This window comes from Paenibacillus sp. CAU 1782 (assembly GCF_054551715.1).
The window spans coordinates 74,702-94,374 of the sequence record NZ_JBTOLL010000017.1 but is presented as its reverse complement, the minus strand read 5'-3'; the positions used below and the strand labels follow the sequence as shown (position 1 = coordinate 94,374).

At 44.7% G+C, this 19,673-nt stretch carries 20 protein-coding genes; 11 read left to right on the top strand and 9 right to left on the bottom strand.

Annotated features, from left to right (window positions below):
* Window positions 1–157: 157 nt before the first annotated feature.
* Both ACX93W_RS22975 and ACX93W_RS22970 read left to right on the top strand, forming a co-directional pair.
* Window positions 158–1,072, top strand: a complete 915-nt coding sequence (locus tag ACX93W_RS22975) for a GNAT family N-acetyltransferase (RefSeq protein ID WP_459394713.1) — start codon at window positions 158–160, stop codon at window positions 1,070–1,072.
* A 73-nt stretch (window positions 1,073–1,145) separates the two neighbouring features.
* Window positions 1,146–1,589 carry a cell wall hydrolase gene (locus ACX93W_RS22970; protein WP_459394712.1) on the top strand — a complete coding sequence of 148 codons (444 nt, stop codon included), beginning with the start codon at window positions 1,146–1,148 and terminating at the stop codon, window positions 1,587–1,589.
* Between the two features lie 169 nt (window positions 1,590–1,758).
* On the opposite strand, the gene ACX93W_RS22965 is transcribed toward ACX93W_RS22970, so the two are convergent.
* Together ACX93W_RS22965 and ACX93W_RS22960 are read right to left on the bottom strand one after the other, a co-directional pair.
* Window positions 1,759–2,148, bottom strand: coding sequence for a methyl-accepting chemotaxis protein (locus ACX93W_RS22965; RefSeq protein ID WP_459394711.1), 390 nt, complete (start codon window positions 2,146–2,148; stop codon window positions 1,759–1,761).
* A gap of 66 nt (window positions 2,149–2,214) precedes the next feature.
* On the bottom strand, window positions 2,215–2,682 hold the full coding sequence (locus ACX93W_RS22960) for a haloacid dehalogenase-like hydrolase (protein WP_459394710.1): 468 nt from the start codon (window positions 2,680–2,682) through the stop codon (window positions 2,215–2,217).
* Between ACX93W_RS22960 and ACX93W_RS22955 the strand changes: the two genes are divergently transcribed.
* Complete coding sequence (locus tag ACX93W_RS22955; protein WP_459394709.1) at window positions 2,667–3,101, top strand: ABC transporter substrate-binding protein; 435 nt, start codon at window positions 2,667–2,669, stop codon at window positions 3,099–3,101. The genes ACX93W_RS22960 and ACX93W_RS22955 overlap by 16 nt on opposite strands.
* 349 nt (window positions 3,102–3,450) lie before the next feature.
* Here the strand turns inward: ACX93W_RS22955 and ACX93W_RS22950 are convergent, their stop codons facing one another.
* Window positions 3,451–5,259 carry an S-layer homology domain-containing protein gene (locus ACX93W_RS22950; protein ID WP_459394708.1) on the bottom strand — a complete coding sequence of 603 codons (1,809 nt, stop codon included), beginning with the start codon at window positions 5,257–5,259 and terminating at the stop codon, window positions 3,451–3,453.
* Between the two features lie 419 nt (window positions 5,260–5,678).
* On the opposite strand from ACX93W_RS22950, the gene ACX93W_RS22945 reads away from it, so the two are divergent.
* From ACX93W_RS22945 to ACX93W_RS22935, 3 genes are all read left to right on the top strand, one after another.
* Window positions 5,679–6,245 (top strand): pyridoxamine 5'-phosphate oxidase family protein, encoded by a 567-nt coding sequence (locus ACX93W_RS22945; protein ID WP_459394707.1) that lies wholly within the window; start codon window positions 5,679–5,681, stop codon window positions 6,243–6,245.
* Window positions 6,246–7,061: 816 nt separating this feature from the next.
* Window positions 7,062–7,487 carry a DUF3237 family protein gene (locus ACX93W_RS22940; protein ID WP_459394706.1) on the top strand — a complete coding sequence of 142 codons (426 nt, stop codon included), beginning with the start codon at window positions 7,062–7,064 and terminating at the stop codon, window positions 7,485–7,487.
* A 45-nt stretch (window positions 7,488–7,532) separates the two neighbouring features.
* On the top strand, window positions 7,533–9,497 hold the full coding sequence (locus ACX93W_RS22935) for an S-layer homology domain-containing protein (RefSeq protein ID WP_459394705.1): 1,965 nt from the start codon (window positions 7,533–7,535) through the stop codon (window positions 9,495–9,497).
* A 43-nt stretch (window positions 9,498–9,540) separates the two neighbouring features.
* Here ACX93W_RS22935 and ACX93W_RS22930 read toward each other — a convergent pair whose 3' ends face one another.
* A complete protein-coding gene (locus ACX93W_RS22930; protein ID WP_459394704.1) occupies window positions 9,541–10,548 on the bottom strand; it encodes a glycosyltransferase family protein in 1,008 nt (335 codons plus the stop codon).
* Between the two features lie 145 nt (window positions 10,549–10,693).
* Here ACX93W_RS22930 and ACX93W_RS22925 point away from each other — a divergent pair, with 145 nt between their 5' ends.
* Both ACX93W_RS22925 and ACX93W_RS22920 read left to right on the top strand, forming a co-directional pair.
* On the top strand, window positions 10,694–11,194 hold the full coding sequence (locus ACX93W_RS22925; RefSeq protein ID WP_459394703.1) for a hypothetical protein: 501 nt from the start codon (window positions 10,694–10,696) through the stop codon (window positions 11,192–11,194).
* A 577-nt stretch (window positions 11,195–11,771) separates the two neighbouring features.
* Window positions 11,772–13,193 carry a hypothetical protein gene (locus ACX93W_RS22920; protein ID WP_459394702.1) on the top strand — a complete coding sequence of 474 codons (1,422 nt, stop codon included), beginning with the start codon at window positions 11,772–11,774 and terminating at the stop codon, window positions 13,191–13,193.
* Between the two features lie 25 nt (window positions 13,194–13,218).
* Here the strand turns inward: ACX93W_RS22920 and ACX93W_RS22915 are convergent, their stop codons facing one another.
* Window positions 13,219–13,584 carry a winged helix-turn-helix transcriptional regulator gene (locus ACX93W_RS22915; protein ID WP_459394701.1) on the bottom strand — a complete coding sequence of 122 codons (366 nt, stop codon included), beginning with the start codon at window positions 13,582–13,584 and terminating at the stop codon, window positions 13,219–13,221.
* A 112-nt stretch (window positions 13,585–13,696) separates the two neighbouring features.
* On the opposite strand from ACX93W_RS22915, the gene ACX93W_RS22910 reads away from it, so the two are divergent.
* From ACX93W_RS22910 to ACX93W_RS22900, 3 genes are read left to right on the top strand one after another with little or no spacing between them, the layout of a single operon-like run.
* The gene (locus ACX93W_RS22910; protein ID WP_459394700.1) at window positions 13,697–15,313 is read left to right on the top strand and encodes an extracellular solute-binding protein; all 1,617 of its coding nucleotides are present in this window, start codon (window positions 13,697–13,699) and stop codon (window positions 15,311–15,313) included.
* A gap of 23 nt (window positions 15,314–15,336) precedes the next feature.
* Complete coding sequence (locus ACX93W_RS22905) at window positions 15,337–16,221, top strand: ABC transporter permease (protein WP_459394699.1); 885 nt, start codon at window positions 15,337–15,339, stop codon at window positions 16,219–16,221.
* A 23-nt stretch (window positions 16,222–16,244) separates the two neighbouring features.
* Window positions 16,245–17,114 (top strand): carbohydrate ABC transporter permease, encoded by an 870-nt coding sequence (locus ACX93W_RS22900; RefSeq protein ID WP_459394722.1) that lies wholly within the window; start codon window positions 16,245–16,247, stop codon window positions 17,112–17,114.
* Window positions 17,115–17,148: 34 nt separating this feature from the next.
* On the opposite strand, the gene ACX93W_RS22895 is transcribed toward ACX93W_RS22900, so the two are convergent.
* From ACX93W_RS22895 to ACX93W_RS22880, 4 genes are all read right to left on the bottom strand, one after another.
* The gene (locus tag ACX93W_RS22895) at window positions 17,149–17,388 is read right to left on the bottom strand and encodes a hypothetical protein (RefSeq protein WP_459394698.1); all 240 of its coding nucleotides are present in this window, start codon (window positions 17,386–17,388) and stop codon (window positions 17,149–17,151) included.
* 328 nt (window positions 17,389–17,716) lie between these two features.
* The gene (locus ACX93W_RS22890) at window positions 17,717–18,595 is read right to left on the bottom strand and encodes a hypothetical protein (protein ID WP_459394697.1); all 879 of its coding nucleotides are present in this window, start codon (window positions 18,593–18,595) and stop codon (window positions 17,717–17,719) included.
* Complete coding sequence (locus ACX93W_RS22885) at window positions 18,592–19,092, bottom strand: RNA polymerase sigma factor (protein ID WP_459394721.1); 501 nt, start codon at window positions 19,090–19,092, stop codon at window positions 18,592–18,594. Before ACX93W_RS22885 ends, ACX93W_RS22890 begins: the two co-directional genes overlap by 4 nt.
* Window positions 19,093–19,175: 83 nt before the next feature.
* Complete coding sequence (locus ACX93W_RS22880; protein ID WP_459394696.1) at window positions 19,176–19,601, bottom strand: Lrp/AsnC family transcriptional regulator; 426 nt, start codon at window positions 19,599–19,601, stop codon at window positions 19,176–19,178.
* Between the last annotated feature and the right edge of the window lie 72 nt (window positions 19,602–19,673).

Sequence of the window (19,673 nt, the reverse complement as noted above, 5' to 3'; positions counted from 1 at the left end):
TCATTACATTGTTCTTAAGCCGTGGTCATAGTACGATATGAATGGTTATCCACGCCGCTGCCCTTAGCTCACATGGGGGTGGCGTTTTTTAATAGTGGAGATCATCTTGGATTGTCGCAATTGGTCTTATCATAAAACAAGAGGAGAAACTGACCCTATGAAATCGATACAAAAACCCTGGATCAAATTAAAGGAAACCATTGATCAGGAGGATTATGAAGTCATTCATGAACTTCAGGAGCGTTGTTGTCACGGGGACCAGACCGCCTTGAAGCTTGAGCTAGAATATAAGCTTGGAGCTGCCCAAACCGTAGAAACAAAGTCCGGCATTATGCCTATAAATGAATTCATGTATTTTGATGACCGGCAATTAATCGGTTATATTGGACTGTCCAGCTTTGGCGGCGCCGAATCGCAAATTGAAGTGAATGGCATGGTGCATCCGGAATACAGACGACAAGGCGTGTTTAGCCGGTTATTCAAGTTAGCCGCAGAAGAATGGAATCGCCGCGACGCCCAAAGCGTGCTCCTTCTAAGCGAAAGAAAGTCGGAGGCGGGGCAAAGCTTTATTCGTGAAACCGGGGCGCGATACGACCACTCCGAATATGAAATGGTTCTGAATCAGGAGCAATTCCAGCTGCTTCACATCGAAACGAGCGGAATTACGCTCAGAAAAGCAACCAATGAGGATGCCCATGAAATCGCGAGGCAAAACGGGATTTATTTTGGCGATGAACCGGAATCACCGGATGCATTAATCCGCCCTGAGGAGGAAGAAACAAAGGGCATGACCATTTATTTTGCGGAAAAGGATAATGAGATCATAGGGAAAGTCCATGTTCAGCAGACTTCCCATGTTGGCGGTATTTATGGTTTGGGCGTACTGCCGGAGCATCGGAGGAATGGGTTTGGCCGAATCATGCTCACCATGGCTATTCAAAAACTCATCGAAGGCAATGCAAGCAGCATTATCCTTCAAGTGGCGACCGAAAATGGAAATGCATTGGATTTGTACAAATCATGTGGTTTTATAGAGTCGTCAACAATGGATTATTATGAGTTGAAAAAGTAAGAATACGCTGCTATAGTCACACATCCCATTCGCCTACAATATGATGATTCTAGAAATCAAAAGAGGTGAGCCGATGGCAGTCGTAAAAGCCAGGCAGCGGGATATTGATATGTTGGCAAGGTTGCTTCGGGCTGAAGCTGAAACCGAAGGCGAGATGGGGATGCTCCTTGTCGGGAATGTTGGCATTAACCGAATTCGAGCTAATTGCTCTGATTTTAAAGATATTCGGAACATTCCCGATATGATCAACCAGCCGCATGCGTTTGAAGCGCTGCAGCATAGTTTGTATTATCAAAATGCGAGAGACAGGGAACGACGTCTCGCGCAGCGGTCTGTAGACGGGGAGCGGAATTGGCCGGCCAAATACTCCTTATGGTATTTCCGTCCGGGATCATTCGATAATCCCGGTCCATGTCCGCCAACCTGGTATAATCAGCCGTTTGCGGGACGATGGAAGAAGCATTGTTTTTATGAACCAACAGCAGAAGAATGCATAAATGTCTATAATACGTTTTAAGATGAAGCCGGAACGAAACGGGGCTGTCCAGAAAGTGACTTTTCAGGGGTTGTACTGAAAAGTTGCTTTTCGGACAGCTCCGCTTTGCGTGGTGCCTTATATCCGCTTGCGATAGGCTCAATAATCGACCAAAGCTGTCTACTTAATCGAAATCGAATATTCGATCAAGTTATCGGAAACGCTCATCATTTTTTCGCTGGACAGATAAAACTCCGAAGCCAGCTCCGGCTTCGCCTACCCGTGCGGCTTCAATGGCGGCATTTAGCCCGAGCAGATTAGTTTGTTCGGAGATTTCCTTGATCAAGCCGGATACCTGGGACACCTTGCTGGCATTTTCCACCGCCAGTTTACTATTTTGAAGAATTTGTTCACTGGTAGCCTGAAGCTCCTCGGCATGCGCCGCCACATTCTGCACCATTCCCAAAAGTTCATTGGAAATATGTTGATTATCGCCTACAACGTCGTTTAGCTGATGCTGGTTGCTCTGGTCATACGTTGCGCAAAGAACAGCGACTATTTCATTATTTTCGTTCGTAATGGGAATGTTGATGACATCCATAGGGAAGCCGTACAATTCCTTGTCGATATGGACTAGGCTTGGTGCATTTCCGTTGGTAAGTCATTTTTATATGTTGTAACTGCAATTATTTACACTTGTGAGCTCAGCCACCAATCGATGCTCCAATTGATCGAGGTCCCATGGTTGGCTAGCAAATCGGAGCGGCTTTAAGCCTTCACGGAGCTTAAGTCGGTTTTCACCTACAATAACAGGCACGCGAGCGTTCTCCAACAAAGGAATGTCGGCAACAGCATCTCCCATGCTATGCAGATGAATACAAGCGGAAGCTTGGAATGGAGGGAGCAGCAGGGCCCGATCCTTGTCTACCCCGTAGTTGCATGCCACACCACCGGTTAATCTTCCTTCACGTTCCTCCAGCTCGAAACCGTAGATGCCCTTTATTCCAAGCTTTTCAACATATCCCCTTAGCACCTCGGCAGGAGCGCCACTCACCAAGAAGACCTCAATCTCCATTTGTCTCAGTCGTTTAAACAGAAGCGCGGCATCCGCGAAAAGACATGGTACGTAAAGCATTCAAAATAGTAGCAGCCGGCGCAATCGCGGCAGGACTGCTGTCCGGTTGCGGCGGCAATGAGAAGGAAGCGGGGACAGCGAAGACGGAATCGGTCGCTGTTATTCTGGATTGGACGCCAAACACAAACCATGCAGGACTATACGTAGCATTGGAAAAAGGATTCTATAGCGCAGAAGGGCTCAATGTCGATATTATTCAACCGTCGGAAGGCGCAACGGCAACGCTGATCGCTGCAGGTAAAGTGTACGGTGGATGGGGTTCGCCTTCTGAAGAAGCGGTGCTCAAGGCGGTTATGGAGAACAATGGAGCCGACTTTGGCAAGCTGCAGCGGGTTGATATTGGAAGTGATGACTTCTTCGCAGCCACGAGCAAAAATATAGATTTTGCCTGGATTTTTATAGGAAAAAGGTTTGATTGAAAAGGACCTGATTGTCTCCGACACGTTTACAAACGAGTTTCTGCCGCAATAGATTTTAAACAACCGGAAGCGGGATTCGGCAATGTGAAGCTGTACGTCGGAAGCTGGAGCGATTGATCTTCGTATGAGGAGATTCCGGTGGCGGTGGGGGAGAGTAGGGAGAGGAACAACATAGCAAGGGGCTATCCTAAAATTCAAGTGGAAGTAATAAATATTCAGCAGAGAGGCCGGATGGGAAAGGGTGTTTTGAGGGAGAGTATTTTGTCCGCTTTTTCCCACAAGAAAAAGGATCAAAATAAAGCGGACAAATAGATTTGATGCTTCCAAGACACCCTTTTCCGGAAGGGAGTTACTTCACTAGTCGATTGGCCATAATAACAGCTTGCTCAATCGTGGTATTCTGTTTCGGGGCAAATGTAGTTTCACTCAGCCCCTTCACAATATTTGCGGCAGACATTGCGCTCACAGCATCTTTGGCCCAACTAGAGATTTGAGCGTAGTCGGAGAAATTTTTTATACTGCCTTTTTGTAATGATTTCCCTGCTATGTCTACGGTGCGTTTTAATATTGTTGCTACTTCTTCACGTGTAATATTGGCTTGTGGAGAGAAAGTAGTTGCTGAAGTACCCTTAACAATGCCTAATTCATAAGCTTTTAGTATTTCAGGATTGTTAGTATCCTTGAAAGGATTCTTATTTGATGAAGGAGCTGATTTTTGAGCTAAATTCTCGTATAGTTTAACAGCAATTTCACTGAATTTTTCGCGTGTTATTGCTTTATTGTAACTTAACTCTTGAACGGGAAGTGTAAGCCCAGATGTTCTAGCTGAACGTAAATCAACGAGTGCCCAGTCAGAGGCATCCTTGAATATTTTTCCTTCATGTATCTTAGCTGCTGGTTTTGTCGATAACCCGTTTCCATTCATTATTTTCCTCGGTAAGAGTGATCCATTCTCACTTACTTCAATCGTGAAAACCTCGCCATTCGTTCTTACTGCATATTCTTGAAAAATAGAAGAGACGTCATCCATTATCTTGCTGTAACCATGCCCATTGTCGCCCCAAAGACTTTCATCATATTTAATATAGTAATCACGTGACCAGAGTATTCTATCTTCATAATGACTATTATAATTGGAGGATTTATAAATAGCCTTCACTTCTCGATCAACAAGATTGTGCCCATAATCATAGAGTGTTCCGTCATTTAACAAGTATAATGTTGGTGTGAAATCTTTAATATTATTACTTACTCTTTCATTCGCACTATAAAGACTACCATCTTCGAATAACATAAGTTCAGTGCTAAAATAGGAGATATAGTTTACTAGATTTTGATTTGCTGAAGTTTTGGACTCGTTCAGACCAGGGAATCCAAAGTATGCATTACCCCGTTTATCAATGAAGAATCCCCTCTCGCTCGTATATGACGTTTCGGAAAGGTAGTAATATGGACTAAGGTTTTCAATATTGTCAGCAACCTTGATCGGTGTATTTGGGACTGCTTGATAGGCAAATGGGAATAACATTTCGATAGATACCGTCGTTAGAATATCCCATCCCCTTGTAGAATTGGGGTATATTTCACGAGAAACAACGTTCAAATTTTCGGTAGTTAAGTTTTTGTTTATCTGCGGAATATCATTCGGACTCCCCATAATATATAAAGCACCATCGTCGGTAAGGATAGTTGATAAGTTTACATTCAAAACCAATTCACTATCATTTTCAATTTTATATTGTGAATATTTGTTGCTGGATGATTTCACCTCAACTGTTTCCCGCGATTTGTACAGGGGGACACTGATTTGTGATATTGACTTTACATTGCCCATTACTTTTGAAAAGCTATTTTCACTAAAATTTTCATCTGTAGACAAGAATAAATCTCCATTTTCATAAAGCAAAAAATTTACGGAATTAGAAATTGTTAAATCGCTGGCCCAATATCTTTCCCCCCAATAGTTTCCATAAGCTTCTTCACTCCACAACAAACCGGAATCGCTTGGTTGAGGTTTATTTTGTAATGTTGTACTCCAATAATGCGTCTGCATATCTCTTATGGGTAGTTGGAGAGTTTTAGCTGATGTACTGATCGGAAATAAAATACAAGTAAACAATGACAATAAAGCTAATCCGTTAATGAATTTTTTTCTCACAATATACCTCTTCTCTAGATGATTAAGTAGACTTAATTATAATGTAAAACCCAAATTAATGAAATAGAATATGACATTGTAAAAAGTATACAAATATAAAGGCAGTGAAAATAATTGGCGGCAGGAGGGGAAGTTCGGCAATGAGTTTGAAAATGCTTTGCATACGATTCCTACAAATTCATCAGCAATACGACGTTTCCGTATCTTATCGGCTGTTACAAATCAACGAATAACAAGTAACCGTCATTTGAATCTAAGGATACATTAATGATATTACAAGGGGCTGCTGAATCGTTAGCCGTCCCTTTTTTAATTGTCTAACTATAGGGAACGACTATAAGCAGTATTGCTTTTATATATTTAACATCATTGCGGAGTTCCTTTAAAATGGCTATATTATGGGAAAAAGGGTGATGTTGATGGGAAAACAGTTTTTATCCATGCTGCCGGAGCATATGGCGTTTATCAGCAAGCAACATTTGTTTTTTGTTGGCTCTTCGCCTTTGTCTCAAGACGGTCATGTTAATCTGTCGCCTAAAGGGCAGGATTCCTTTCGCATCTTGTCCGAAAACCAAGTGGCTTATCTGGATTTGACCGGAAGCGGAAATGAAACCAGCGCACATCTTATTGAAAACGGCCGGATCACCATTATGTTCTGCGCCTTTGAAGGGCCGCCGAATATTTTGCGTCTCTATGGAACGGGAAGAGTTGTGCTGCCCGAATCAGACGAGTGGGAAGGGTTAAACGCTTTGTTTCCGGCGCTGCCGGGAGCCAGGCAAATCATTGTGGCGGATATCCACAAGGTCCAGTCTTCCTGCGGCTATGCCGTGCCTTTTATGGCCTACGAGAAGGAGCGGGATACGCTTAACCGATGGGCCAGCCAAAAGGACGCAGCCGGGTTAGAGGCCTACTGGATGGAGAAAAACCGCAACACAATCGACGGTTTGCCTACGCCAATCGGGTTGAAGCTGCAAGCTAAGGAGTAACCCGAAATTCATGAACCACTTTTCATGGTGAGCCATGTTGTGGAAGCGGTTGGCCCGGAATAACGGAGGTTTGTTCGTAGCACATTGTCAATTACGGCAATGTGCTTTTTTCTTTTTTTATGGTTGCCAAACATTCTCAATATTTTTTCGGATCAAAACAGAAATTTGCGTTTGACTTCGATAGAAGTCAAACACTGCGGAACAAAGGGCCTCCGATTGCCGAATTTGCCTCTAATGGGTACGCGGCGTCTTGATGGAGTGCCAGGGCCGGAAGCTAGCTGCGTACTACGGACCTCCTGTGCACTACGGGCATCCTGTAGGCTATGGATATCCAGACGCTACAGGCATCCTGTGCTCTATGGTCATCCATACGCTATGGTCATCCATGACCGTTAAAGCCCTATTTTGATGAACTGTTCATGTTTAAAGGTCATCCATGACCGTAACAGCTTGCATTCATCCCCAAAACGCGGCTTTTGAGCGCCTAAAGGACACGGGTGACCGTTAGCTGAAGCCAATGCATCCATTCGGGGTTCTAGCGGTCATCGGTGACCGCTAGGCGGGCGAAGGGGAGCTGTCCAGGTAGTCCAGGCCATTTCGAAAAAAGGTCACCGTCTTCCGTGTTTGACGCTTTTGCTCAGTGGAAACAAGCGCTGATGATAGGGAGGAGCCATTTATTTTCCAGTTTTAATATATTGCACCGCCTTCTCTAAGAGGTGTGCTGTTATAATAGGGTTAGCTATATTGTCCCAAATAGAATTTATCGCTTTGATATGAAAATGAATTTCCAATTTTTATAAATGCGAGGTGTTTCATGTGAATTGGGAAGAAGTGCTAACGGTACATGTCTCAATAGGCAAAACGGTCAACCTGCAAAATGACGCCGGGGATTCTGTCGTTATGATCACGTTTACAGGCACGGTGACAGGTCAATATTTCCAAGGGGTCGTCCTTGATGGAGGGGTGGATACTCAAATTATTGGACGCTTCGGCGACCGCCACAGCTTATCGGCTAGATATATGCTGCAGGGGACGGATCATACTGGACAAGCTTGTGAAATGTACATCGAAAATAATGGTGAAATCCACAGGAAGCTGGAGAATGAGAATGCTCTGTTTCGCACGACGCCAAAAATCATTACAAATAGTAAAGCGCTGGACTTTTTGAACGGGGATATACTTGCCGGGGAAGGGCGTCCAACGGACACTGGCATCGATATTGTGATTTATAGAGCCCTATAAACCAACGGATCAAAACGTTATTTCATTCGAGAGGGGAACATCAGATTGCATCACAAAATGTTTGTACGCCTGGCAGCTGCATTTGTAGTAGCTGCGACCATTTCAAACGGCAACGCCTATACTAGTGGTGGGGGCAATGCCTCGTATGTAAGCGCTGCTACGACAGCTTCGGCTTTGTCTTCTGAACTGGATGTGGTAGGAAATATTAAAACGACTTCCGTCAAGACGAGCTATAAAGTGCCACAGGTTTCATGGAAGTTTCTGCACAACTGGTCCAATATTTCGCGGTCTATTCAAACGATTGTTAATGGAGATGGTACGGTTAGCGTGTTAAGCTGGGCCGAGAGTAAAAAGGATCTTGAAATTAGCGAGTTCGATGAAAATGGCTATTTTATAAAACGTGTGACTATAACGAAAGAGTTGCCATTGGTAGGTGCTTTTACGAGAGATGATGATGGCAACACCTATATTTTTTATGCGAAAGAGGTAGATGAAGGCGCGTTTTCCGAAAAAAACATGGCGCTGGTTAAATATTCGCGTACAGCCGAAAAAATAAAAACGGTTTACGTCGAGGCGCAAACAAACGATGAGAAATGGGCACGGGGTTATTCCGGTATTAAAATTCCATTCGCGAGCAGCACTTGCAAGATCGAAATTTCTGGTAACCGGATTGCCGTTTATTTTGGACGAACGATGTTCAAGAGTGGCGATGGGCTGAATCACCAGGCCTCGTATGGCTTTATTTTTGATACAAATACGTTCCAGCGTTTGACGGGGGCCGCTGAAGATTTGATGACGATGCCGTCGGCAGGCCATTCCTTTAATCAATTTATTTTACCAATAGAGAACGGATTTTTGTTTGTCGATCACGGAGATGTTGGACCGCGAGGTTTTGCGTTTAATACCGTAACCCCGTCCGGGAACAGCAGCATTGTTTCATTTCCCTTCAAGGAAGGGCCAACCTATCAATATACCTTTGCGGAGATGGGCGGCGTAGCCGAAACGGAAGACGGATACCTCTTTGTGGGAAGCTATGAAAAGTCAGCTGACGTTTCAAGGGAACGGACTGATTCCCGGAATTTATTCATCCTGACGATGAACAAATCATTAAGCATGATCAGTGATCCGGTTTGGCTGACGAATTACACGAACAAGGAGAAGGACAATGCCATTTTCCCAAAAATCGTGCGGACTGGATCGGATAGATATGTACTGCTATGGCAAAGTTACTCCGACTCCAGCATGAACGAAAACCGCACATTCTATTCCGTCATTAACGGATCGGGAACGGTCATCACACCGGCAACGGCTATTCCGTACGTTCCGCTTAATGGCTTCGACACTCTGCGTTATAACGAGAAGTCGGGTTTGATTCAATGGGCCGTAGAAGAAGGCGAAGATGCCATCACATTATATTCATTCGATCCTTCGTCGAAAGCTGCTCCCTTGAAAAATCTCGACTTGGCAAGCAATTGGGCAAAAGAAGACATCGTTGCTGCTACTCATGCCCAGCTTGTACCGGCCAATTTGCTTTCATCGTACAAACAGGCCATTACGCGCGCTGATTTTTCTCAGCTGGCTATCCGATATATCGAAGCTTCCAAAGGAATGTCCATCGACTCCTATTTGGCGTTAAAAGGTAAGGGGATTGACTTTACTGCTTTTGCAGATACAAGCGATCCCCATATACTTGCCGCACATGCGCTCGGAATCGTTAATGGAACGGGAGAGGGCATCTTTAATCCCGATGGCCGAATTACCCGTGAGCAGGCGGCGGTGATGATTGTAAATATGCAGCTTGCATTAGGGCAGAAAACAACGGTCTCCGGCAAATCAAGCTTTACCGACCGGCAGAAGACATCTTCTTGGGCGGTGGAAGCAGTTGATTACGTGACTGGGAAAGGCATCATGAACGGAGTTGGCGAGGATCGATTTAATCCAAAAGGCAACTACACCCGCGAGCAGGCGATTCTGACCTTTAACAATGCAAGGCTACAGTTTGTCAACTAAAACCGATTCTGGTTGAAAGCCGTGCTCAATGCGCGGCTTTTTACTATAGTTCCTTATAAATGTTAATTAGCTTTTGCGCGACCGCATCCATATCATGGTATTGCTGCACAAATGCCCGGCCTCGTTCACCAATGGTTTTAAAGTAGCCGGGGTTGCTCAGCAGCGATTTCAAGGTTGAATAGATTGTATCCGGGTTAGCGCTTATGACGGGGAGCTCAGCGGGATATTTGGGCCGCAAATCGTTCCTGATATAGCAGATAACGGGTTTGCCCATCGCCATCGACTCCACACTCAAATGACCGTAAGCGCCAATCAGCAGCTGATCAATGACGAGGGTGGCCTTTTCGTAAAGCTCCATTGCCTCGAGGTGAGCGAGGTTTTCGATTAACTTGAAATCAAATTCAAAGCCTTCGTTTTGAAGGTGTTCAACCGCCGCAACAATATAGTTGCTCCCTTTAATTTCTCTGTGTGTCGGGGCGTGAATTAGTAACGGCCTGGCTCCTTCCAGCGGGTAATGAGGCTGGAACTTCCCGGTATCGATGGCATGCGGCAAGATATGAACCTTTTTATAATACGGAGCTACGTAGGCATGCAATTCATAATCGTTGACGATGGCATGGTCGATGTATTGGGAGAGCTGCTTTAAATTATTGTGTATCTTCTCCTCGTCGACCCATGAATGTTTCACGGTCACATAGGGGTTCTCAAAGCTGCGGGCTACTGAAAGCATTCGCACCTCGGAGCCGCGATGGTTGACGATGAGTTTTTTGCCGTGGTCCTTTAGTATTTTCAAGTCTCGCTTATCAGGATAAAAGGTTTCCCCAAAATGAAAGTGAAAAATATCGTATTTATGCAACGCTTCTTCAAAAAAGGCATCCCTCATTTTTTCAGCCTGCTGCCGTGGATAATGCGCCAAATATAGCTGAGTGTCTGCCATATATGAATAACGGTTATACCTCAAACTGCACGACGCCGCATCAACGCCTTGTTTCCGCAAGGCTTGACTCAGTGTGCTAATGCCAATTCCGTAAGGCAAATGCAAAATTTTCATCAAAACGCCCTCCTCAGTACTCTACTATATTCAAGTTGAATACCAAGAGGGAGGGCCTTTGTCTTCGATGCAGCTAAAAAGTGTTCCAAGCCCATAAGCAGGAAAATATAATGAATTAAAAGGCGTCGAAAAAAGGAGGAAGCGTATGAGAAGATTATACTTAACCATTATTCTATTTGCTTTATTAACGGCTTGTTCTAATCAGGCAGAGGTTCAAACGATTATTTTTGAGGCCGAGGGTGAGCGGTGGGGGGCTGAAATTGAAAATAAAATAATCCAACATAATGGGAAAAGCTTTTTCCCGATTAGGTACCAGTACAAAGGCGATGCCGAAGACCTCGGAGAAGTGGAGCGGATTACGTTTGCGTTGGGCACTGCATTAGGGACACAAGTCGTTAACGTGTATGATCCTTCCTATAGAGAGAAATTAATAAATGATGGCGCATACCAGGAAGAAGATGAAGAACAATTTGGGATTATTATTGAGGACATTCAAAATAACAAAAACACGATGTTTGAGATCAACTATAATCTGATAACTGTTGAGGAGGATTATACGACAATAGATGCGGTTCAGAAGGAGGGGGTTTATATTTTGATTAACTGGGAAACGGAAAACGGTAAGTTTGAGGATCAAATTAAATAAGGATTAGGGCGTGTTTGCAAACACGCCCTTGAGCGTTTACGGACGCTCGCGACTTTTAGACTCTTGAATTTTTGTTGTTGTGTCGAGCCTATGAATTTTTGCGGGCCGAGTTCAGCTCGCTTTCGACTTGATGCCACTCTTTAATAATCGATAGATAAAAGTATCGTTCCTGGCTGTTAAGCCCTTGTGCATTTTCTTTTCTAAGCATTTTGTCCAAACGGTGTTTTAAGATGGTGCTCCGACGTCCCAACAGGTCTACATAACTCAGTGTAATCACCCTCCATTATGTTTTGAATCGGTCTTATAAAAGTATATCGAACACCAATACAGATGGAAAATGGCGTAACAGAGCATATTTTCCCGTATAAAGCTCTCAGATGGTGTGAGGTTTTCGGAGTCGGCGGCAGTCGGAAACATCCTGCCATATGCACCATATTCCTCCTTGGTCGGCCAGAGGGCAGTATCAAAATAGATACTGAGGCACAAGTTTAACAGCAGCGCACAAAATTGTGCGTACTTCTCAATTCGAGGTAATGTTTATATACTGGACAAAAGTTAAGTAAAGGGGGCAGTGTAGTTGGATTACCGGATAGTAATGGGTAAGAGCAGACTAACCATCGGTAGCCGTATCGATTTGCAACTCTTTATGGGAATTAACGAAGAAGAACGTGCCTTGTATCATTGGGAGTTGCCTGAAGGCGTGTATTTGGCAAAGGATATTGTACGCGAGGCTGGGACGCTTCTTGAGGCTATATGTATCCGTCTTGGTGACGATTCTTTTGCGGAGGCACTGTTGAATAATGTCCGGGCGAGTCTTGCGCTGACCGGCAGGGAAGCTGTTTTACCATTGGCGGAACTGTCCCAAAGCGACCATGGCTATAATGAAGTCCTGCGCCAGGCTCAAATAATAGGAGAGACGATATCGAATTTGGCAAAAGAAGGGTTCGCCTTAAAACAAGGGCGGAAGCGTTATGGCAGTCAAACACTGAGGCAACTGACATTAAGGAGCCGGTGCGATCAGCACTTGTGGACGCCTGAGGTCGTTCAAGTTTTGATGGGGCCTGGCGGAAACGCCGAATGTATGGAGTTATTTAACGAGTATTTGCATCAACTCATATTACTGCGCAATTCTTTGCTGCCGTTTGTGAACTGGCAGGAGGTGCCGATTCCAATTGGAAAAGGGCGAGTAGCAGCTGGATTGCGGTTCATCGAGCCGGCACTTGACCGTTTTATCACCAGATTGTTTGTCCGGAACATGCCGCAAAAGGAAATGGTTCACTTGGCGCAAAACCTGCTTGCACCGGAAATAGAGGAGACCGGTTATGCTTTTCAATACCGTTACGGAATTGTGCTTCCTGCAATTGTTGGAGATTCGACCTTGTCAGTGGCAAGGAGCTTGCTGCGCTGGCATCCTGCACGGCTGTCGTCGGAACCGTCTACCGCAGGAAACGAATCATTGAGTATTCCTTTTCATTACAGTTATGAAGATTACAAGAAAGCTCCTCGCAGCTTCATTGAGGTTGTGAAGCCTGCGGAATTTACTGTTAAAAGAGAGAAGCATGTTGGCATTCAAGCTAAGATTGTGCCTGTTAGGGTGGATAAGAATCGCTTTCTGCTTAGCTTGCGTTGGGTCGAGGGACAGCAAGAATATGTTATAGATGTTGGTCAAGCGGCACGGGGATATCGCTACATGTATCGCTCTCATCGCGACGACAGCCAATATATAGATGAACATCAGGCGGAGGTCGGGCAAAGTCCCCACAGAATGGAATACAAAGCGTTGCAATTGCTTGAATTAGCGGGACTTGTTGCTGGGAGCAGCAACATCAGCGGAAGCCTCTGCTATGTATCGGCAGAAGAAAGCCCGCTAATCTTCCTTGCACTGCTAGGAAAGCTGTATCCGCAAAATGTGGTTTTCGTCTCGGGCTCCCAAGCAACAGAAGAAGAGACGGAAGCAGGAAAAGGTTTTGGAACCAAGGTTCTGATATACCTGTCGTAAATCATTGAATTGCCTTTGCAGAATCTTATGCTTGATGGCTTGACTCTTTATCATGCTCCGTATCGGGAAACAGAGCCATGTAGTCCTCTCCAAAGTCGCAAAGCTGGCCCAGCATTTTTACCAGCCTTTCTCCCAGTTCGGTCAAGGAATATTCAACCTTTGGTGGGATGACAGCATACGCCCTACGGATGATCAAGCCATGTCGTTCCAGATCACGTAGCTGCATCGTCAACATTTTTTGAGTAACCTCTGGCATAAACCGTTGAAGCTCGTTGAATCTGTAGGTTCCATGTGATAAATAACCCAATATTAACGGCTTCCACTTGCCGCTTATTAAACCCAATGTAATTTCTGAAGTGCAGATAAACTCACGATTGCGATATGCGATCATGTTGTACCCCCGCCTTGTACTAAATTTGAGTATTACACTATGCTTACTTTGGATTTTATCAAAAAATAGATTCTAGTTTCAAGTACAAATTGATAAAGGAGATTGCTCGCCAATGAATAGGTTTAAACAAACGGTACTGTTTTTGATTATACTGGCTTTTGTCCTTATAGTTGCGGCTTGCTCGAGCCAAGGAGATGCAACTAAACCGTCCGCCTCGCCTTTGGACACGCCGGGAAGCAGCAGCGCCACGGGTTATCCAATCAAAACGGATACGGAATTGACTTATTGGCTGCAAAGTCAGACGACTCTGAAATCAAGCATCAACGAAGTCCCTTTTTACCAGGAATGGCAAAAGTCTATAGGGGTGCCTGTCACCTTCTCCGAGGTTTCTTCGGCACAGGCCAAGGAAGCTTTCAGCGTCTTGCTGTCCTCCGGCAATTTGCCTGATATTATCGAATACAACTGGTTGTCCGGTATAGCCGGAGGACCAGAAAAAGCGCTTGGCGAGGGATATATTATAAGATTGAACGAGCTTATCGATCAATACGCGCCTAATTTGAAAAAATATTTGCAAGAGCATCCCGAAATCGACAAATTAGTCAAGACGGACAATGGCGACTATTACGCATTTCCGTTTATAAAAGAAGGAGGAATGACGACGCAATGGGCTGGTCCTGTACTTCGCAAGGATTGGCTGGAGGAGTTGAACCTGGGGGTACCGACAACAATTGATGAGTGGCACAATGTGCTAACAGCGTTTAAAGAACGTAAGGGAGCCGCCCTGCCGCTTACTTTCAGTAGTCAAACCCATGTGTTGCAAGGATTTTTGGATGGCGCTTTTATCGGCGCGTTTGGCGTTAATCGTGATTATTTTGTCGATGAGGGGCAAGTTTATTATGGTCCGTTGCAGCCCGGCTACAAGCAGTTCCTCGAAACAATGAGCCTTTGGCGCGAAGAAGGATTACTGGACCCCAATTTTTCACAAAATGATCGTAAAACCCAGGATGCCAATATCATGACCGGCGCTTCGGGGGCAACCTTCTCATCAGGAGCCAATATTGATAAGTGGGAAGCTGCTTTAAGGGATAAGGATAAAAGCGCTGCCTTTGTATTTGCGCCTTATCCTGTTCTGGACAAAGGAGATATACCAATGTTTGGGCAGGAAACCTGGCTGTATGGAGCAGAGGCTTCCGCTGCCATTTCGGCCTCCAGCAATCATCCTGAATTGGCTGTTCAAGTACTCGATTATGCGTACGGAGAGGAAGGTTACCTCCTGTTCAATTATGGCGCGGAAGGTGTTTCCTATACGTTAAAGGATGGGAAACCGGAGTTGACTGATTTGATAACGAATAATCCCGACAATTTGTCTTATCTCGAGGCTTTGACTCTCTATACGCACACGGTTAGCCCTGGTCCATATGTCGGATCGAAGGCCTTAATTGAAAGATTGGCTATAACGAATGAAGACCACAACTATGACAAATGGAAAACTGACAATCTGAAGCATGTCCTTCCGCCTGTTTCTATTGCCGCCGGGGATTCCAATGAATATGCGCGCATTATGACCGATGTCAATACACTGGTCGACGAGACAACGTTAAAAGTCATACTTGGAGCTGCCACGGCTGAGGAAGCGCACAACGATCTCGTCAGCAAGCTTGAAAAGCTTGGCATTAACAAAGCGCTGGAAATCCAGCAGGCAGCGTATGATCGTTTCCTTAGCCGATGAACCGGCAACTGGTTCTCAGAGACTTGAGGCGTAACAAGTGGCTTTATGCGCTTGCGGTTCCAATCGTCGCCTATTATATTATCTTTCAATATTTTCCTATGTACGGCGCAGTTATTGCCTTTCAGCATTATTCGCCAATGAAAGGAATAGGGGGTAGTGAATGGGTTGGTCTGGAGCACTTCCGTTCCTTTTTTGGCAGCTATTATTTCTGGAGACTATTGCGAAATACGATATTGCTGAGCTTATACTCGCTTGTATTCGAATTTACAGCGCCAATTGTGCTGGCTTTGTTCATTAACGAGGTACGCACTGTCTTTTTTCGGTCAATTGTCCAAACCATATCCTTTTTGCCCTATTTTATTTCGTTAATTGTTGTTTGCGGGATACTCAAGGATTTGACGAGGAGCGGCGGCATCGTTAATCTGGCCTTTACTTGGCTAACTGATGGGAATGGTCAAGATTTACTGCAGCAGCCGGATCTGTTCCGCGGCATCTATGTCTTGTCCGAAATTTGGCAAAGAGCCGGCTGGGAATCCATTATTTATCTTGCCGCATTGACCGCAATTCCGAACGATCAATATGAGGCTGCGGTCATAGACGGCGCTGGTCGATGGCGTCAGATGATTAATATTACATTGCCCGGACTGCTTCCAACCATTGCGATCATGTTTATTCTGAGGATGGGATATTTGCTGGACATCGGTTATGAAAAAATATTGCTGCTCTACAATCCCGTTATCTATGAGACGGCGGATGTTATTTCAACCTTTGTCTACCGCAAAGGGCTGCTCGATAACGATTGGAGCTTCAGCTCCGCAATCGGTTTGTTTAATTCGGCGATTAATTTATTTTTGCTTGTTTTGGCTAATTGGCTTAGCCGGAAGACTGCTGGAAGCAGCCTTTGGTAAAACGTGGAAAGGAGGAGATTCACCTGAGTTTGGCAGATCGAATATTCGCTACTGTTGTATATGGTGCGCTAACCGTGCTGTTGGTCGTTACATGTTACCCGTTGTTGTATGTCCTGTTTGCCTCGCTCAGCGACGGCGATCAACTAATGGCCGCAAGCGGTTTGTTATGGAAGCCGCTTGGATTCAGCACGCTTGCCTATGAACGGGCGCTGGACAATCCGGCGCTTTGGAGCGGTTACTGGAACACAATCCGTCTGGTTGCCGGCGGAATAACGCTTAACATTTCCTTGACGATTATCGCCGCCTATGTGCTTTCCAGGCGTAATGTGCTGTGGAACAAACCGCTAATGATTTTTATTGTTGCAACCATGTTTTTTAACGCAGGGCTTATTCCATTTTATCTGGTTGTCAAAGGAATCGGTATGATGAATACCCTGTGGGCGCTGCTCATTCCATTTGCAATCAAAACATTCCATCTGATTATTATGCGTACTGCATTCCTTGCACTGCCTCCCGAGCTTGAAGAATCAGCACAGATGGATGGAGCCGGCCATGCCGTTATGCTCTTTAAACTGATTATACCGCTGTCTTTGGCGGTTATTAGTGTCATTACGCTTTACACAGCAGTCGACAAGTGGAACATGTGGTTTATTCCATCTGTGTTCATTCAAGATCGAATGTTGTATCCCCTTCAACTGATACTGCGGGAAATCCTGATCAACAATATAACCGATTCCATATCCACAGGAGCAAGCGTGGGCGAAGCGCGGAAAATAGGAGAAACCATCAAATACGCTACGATTATACTGACCACTCTGCCCGTACTGTTTATTTACCCGTTTTTGCAAAAATATTTTGTCAAAGGTGTTTTGGTCGGAGCTATTAAAGGCTGATATAACGATTAATGGTTTGGCATTCGTGGATAGATCAGCCTACGCCATCGCTTTCCAACAAATCATAAAAATGATCCCGATCTTCGTTATCGAACTTGCCAACAATCCGCACCCTTACATATTCATGTCCGCCGTGAATGTCTATTTCTTCACCATCGCTATTGTAGAGCGCAAGCAAAGTGCCTTCCTTGTCCAACTCGATGTATCCGTAACAGGGTGCTTCCGGCGTTTCTCCAAAAAGGGCTATAAATTTGATTTTGTCCACTCTGTGCATGGTTGTCCTCCTATTTATTCCGTTATTTTGTTCCTGCATTCATTCTGCTCCATCCTTTATGCGTTTAACCTTGTTTTTCCATTGAATCTCCTTCATTTTACGCCAATCACAGTAGATTGAAAAAAGGGCTACGACTCCGCATCCCTCCAAATCCCTCCAACCTAGGATAAAACAACGGGGGATTCCCCATTCAATCGCTTATTTTGTAGTTTTCTCTTGACGGGATGGCATTTGGCGATTATGATAACGTGCCGGTCGACTTCATTGTAAAAAGAAAAGGCAGACCGTTACGAAGCTTTGGCTCGTAACGGTCTGCCTATATCCATTTTTAATACGAATAGAAGACGTCGTTGGTGAGGACTTGCCCTTCGGCATTCAGGCTTTCCACGGTGTAGGGCTCCTCGCGGGAAGACATCGCTGCATACCAATAGGTATATCCATCGCTGCTATGCGGGATGATCTTTGCGCTATACTGCTCTTGATTCCCATCCGTAATCCGGATTTGGGATATTTCCGAATCAATAACCATTCCATATAGAAGAGGGTTATTGTCCAATCCGCTCCACGCCGTAATTAAACGGTCCTCGGGAACCTCTTTGTTAATTCCTCTCTGAAAGTAGAAAACACCATTTTCATCTCTTCTCATATGGTAGAAAACGCTTTGTGACGTTTTCCATTCTCCAGAGTTCCATTTCAAATAATCAAAGCCTACAGATATGGATTGATTGTCCTTGTATTCCTCCAGCTTTCTCGAAAAAACCATCGTCACGTTTTCATTTATCTTTGCCTTATCCAGAAATTCCTTGTAAGTAGATGGATTATTTTTATTAATGAGGGCTTCCCATTCCTCATCGGTTGGCGTTTGGCCGGGTTGAGTCGAAAGAGGTCCCGCCGCGGAAGTAGGGACGGATTCCGAGCTATTGCTGGAAGCAGAGTCATTGATGGAAGCCAGGCCATTGCTGGATGGAACGGCGTTGCTCTGAAGGGATTCCAATATCTCTGTTTTATTGATTAACAGCATTAACCCTATGACACCCGCTAGTATTGAAAAGCTGATCAACGATAGGCGGCGTGGCAAAGAGCCCTTTTTGATGGACGGTGACAATGCCTCGCTTTTTATTTTGAACGCCAACTGCTGACTGAACGTTTCTGTTTTTAAGGGGTTGCTTTGCATCGATTTGTACCACTCGGGAGTTTCTGGTTTCAATGGAATTCCTCCTTTTTCAATAGGACAGACATTCTCTTTCGCGCAGCAAACAACCGTGACTTGACTGTTCCCTGCGGGATTTTCAGGATATCGGCTATTTCTTTGAGGGAAAGCTGGTACTTAGCATGCAGCACGAGTACCTCCCGGTATTTTGTAGGCAGGTTGAACACTTGTGTCCAGACGGCATTTGTTGCTTCTTTTTCGATAAAAGATTGTTCTGCGGAATGATAATGTTCATCGGAAACGATATTGATGAGAAACACCTTTTTGAAAAAAGCGGAGTTGCGATAGTTGTAGCTGATGTTCCGGGTTATTTTCATTAACCAGGTTTTAACCGAGGCCTCCCCTCTAAAAGAAGTGACATGCCGGTAGACTTGAATGAAAACGTCCTGCGTAATGTCGTCGGACATGACCCTGTTTTTTGTTATAAAAAAGGCATAATTCCACACATCTTGTCCGTACTTTGTCATCAGGCTTTCCAAAGTCAGTGGATCCATTTCGGTCAAATGCTTTAAAGAATCGTGACTCAACCTTTATCACCTCTCTATATAGACAAATGATAGCTGGGATGGGTTCATTTTTAATCGGAAAATGTGGATATCTCTCCAACCACAATATTTAACCGGTAGTTGGCATAGCGCGAAAGCTCGCCCAGGAAGGAGTTAAGTTCATCGTTGGAGTGAAAGCGGCATTCCAGCAAATAACAGCCTTCTCCGCTAATTTTGAAACGTTTGAGGATATGGATGGTTTTTGTTTCGAGAAAGGAAAAAAGCGGCTGATGATCGTAGCTAATCGTTAATATCGTAATAAACGTATGTAAAGCTTGTCCTGTTTTGGCATAATTCAATGTGATTGTATAGGCTTCAATGACTCCTTCGTCCTGAAGCCGCACGACCCGGTTAGCTGCAGCCTGTCCGCTCAAATGAACCTTTTCGCCCAATTGCTTCATTGAAATTCTGCCATCTTTACTCAGTTCCTCAAGAATGCGTTTGTCCGTATAATCCACCTGTATTCAACCTCTTTCATATATCAAGTATTCTCTGCTATTTTCGTTATTTTGCAACTGTACATGCCTTTA

Coding starts and splice junctions, on each gene's coding strand:
- ACX93W_RS22910 (WP_459394700.1), top strand. CDS start 13,697: ATGAATAGGTTTAAACAAACGGTACTGTTTTTGATTATACTGGCTTTT.
- ACX93W_RS22965 (WP_459394711.1), bottom strand. CDS start 2,148: ATGGATGTCATCAACATTCCCATTACGAACGAAAATAATGAAATAGTC.
- ACX93W_RS22930 (WP_459394704.1), bottom strand. CDS start 10,548: ATGAAAATTTTGCATTTGCCTTACGGAATTGGCATTAGCACACTGAGT.
- ACX93W_RS22970 (WP_459394712.1), top strand. CDS start 1,146: ATGGCAGTCGTAAAAGCCAGGCAGCGGGATATTGATATGTTGGCAAGG.
- ACX93W_RS22960 (WP_459394710.1), bottom strand. CDS start 2,682: ATGCTTTACGTACCATGTCTTTTCGCGGATGCCGCGCTTCTGTTTAAA.
- ACX93W_RS22915 (WP_459394701.1), bottom strand. CDS start 13,584: ATGATCGCATATCGCAATCGTGAGTTTATCTGCACTTCAGAAATTACA.
- ACX93W_RS22945 (WP_459394707.1), top strand. CDS start 5,679: ATGGGAAAACAGTTTTTATCCATGCTGCCGGAGCATATGGCGTTTATC.
- ACX93W_RS22975 (WP_459394713.1), top strand. CDS start 158: ATGAAATCGATACAAAAACCCTGGATCAAATTAAAGGAAACCATTGAT.
- ACX93W_RS22885 (WP_459394721.1), bottom strand. CDS start 19,092: ATGGATCCACTGACTTTGGAAAGCCTGATGACAAAGTACGGACAAGAT.
- ACX93W_RS22895 (WP_459394698.1), bottom strand. CDS start 17,388: ATGCACAGAGTGGACAAAATCAAATTTATAGCCCTTTTTGGAGAAACG.
- ACX93W_RS22925 (WP_459394703.1), top strand. CDS start 10,694: ATGAGAAGATTATACTTAACCATTATTCTATTTGCTTTATTAACGGCT.
- ACX93W_RS22955 (WP_459394709.1), top strand. CDS start 2,667: ATGGTACGTAAAGCATTCAAAATAGTAGCAGCCGGCGCAATCGCGGCA.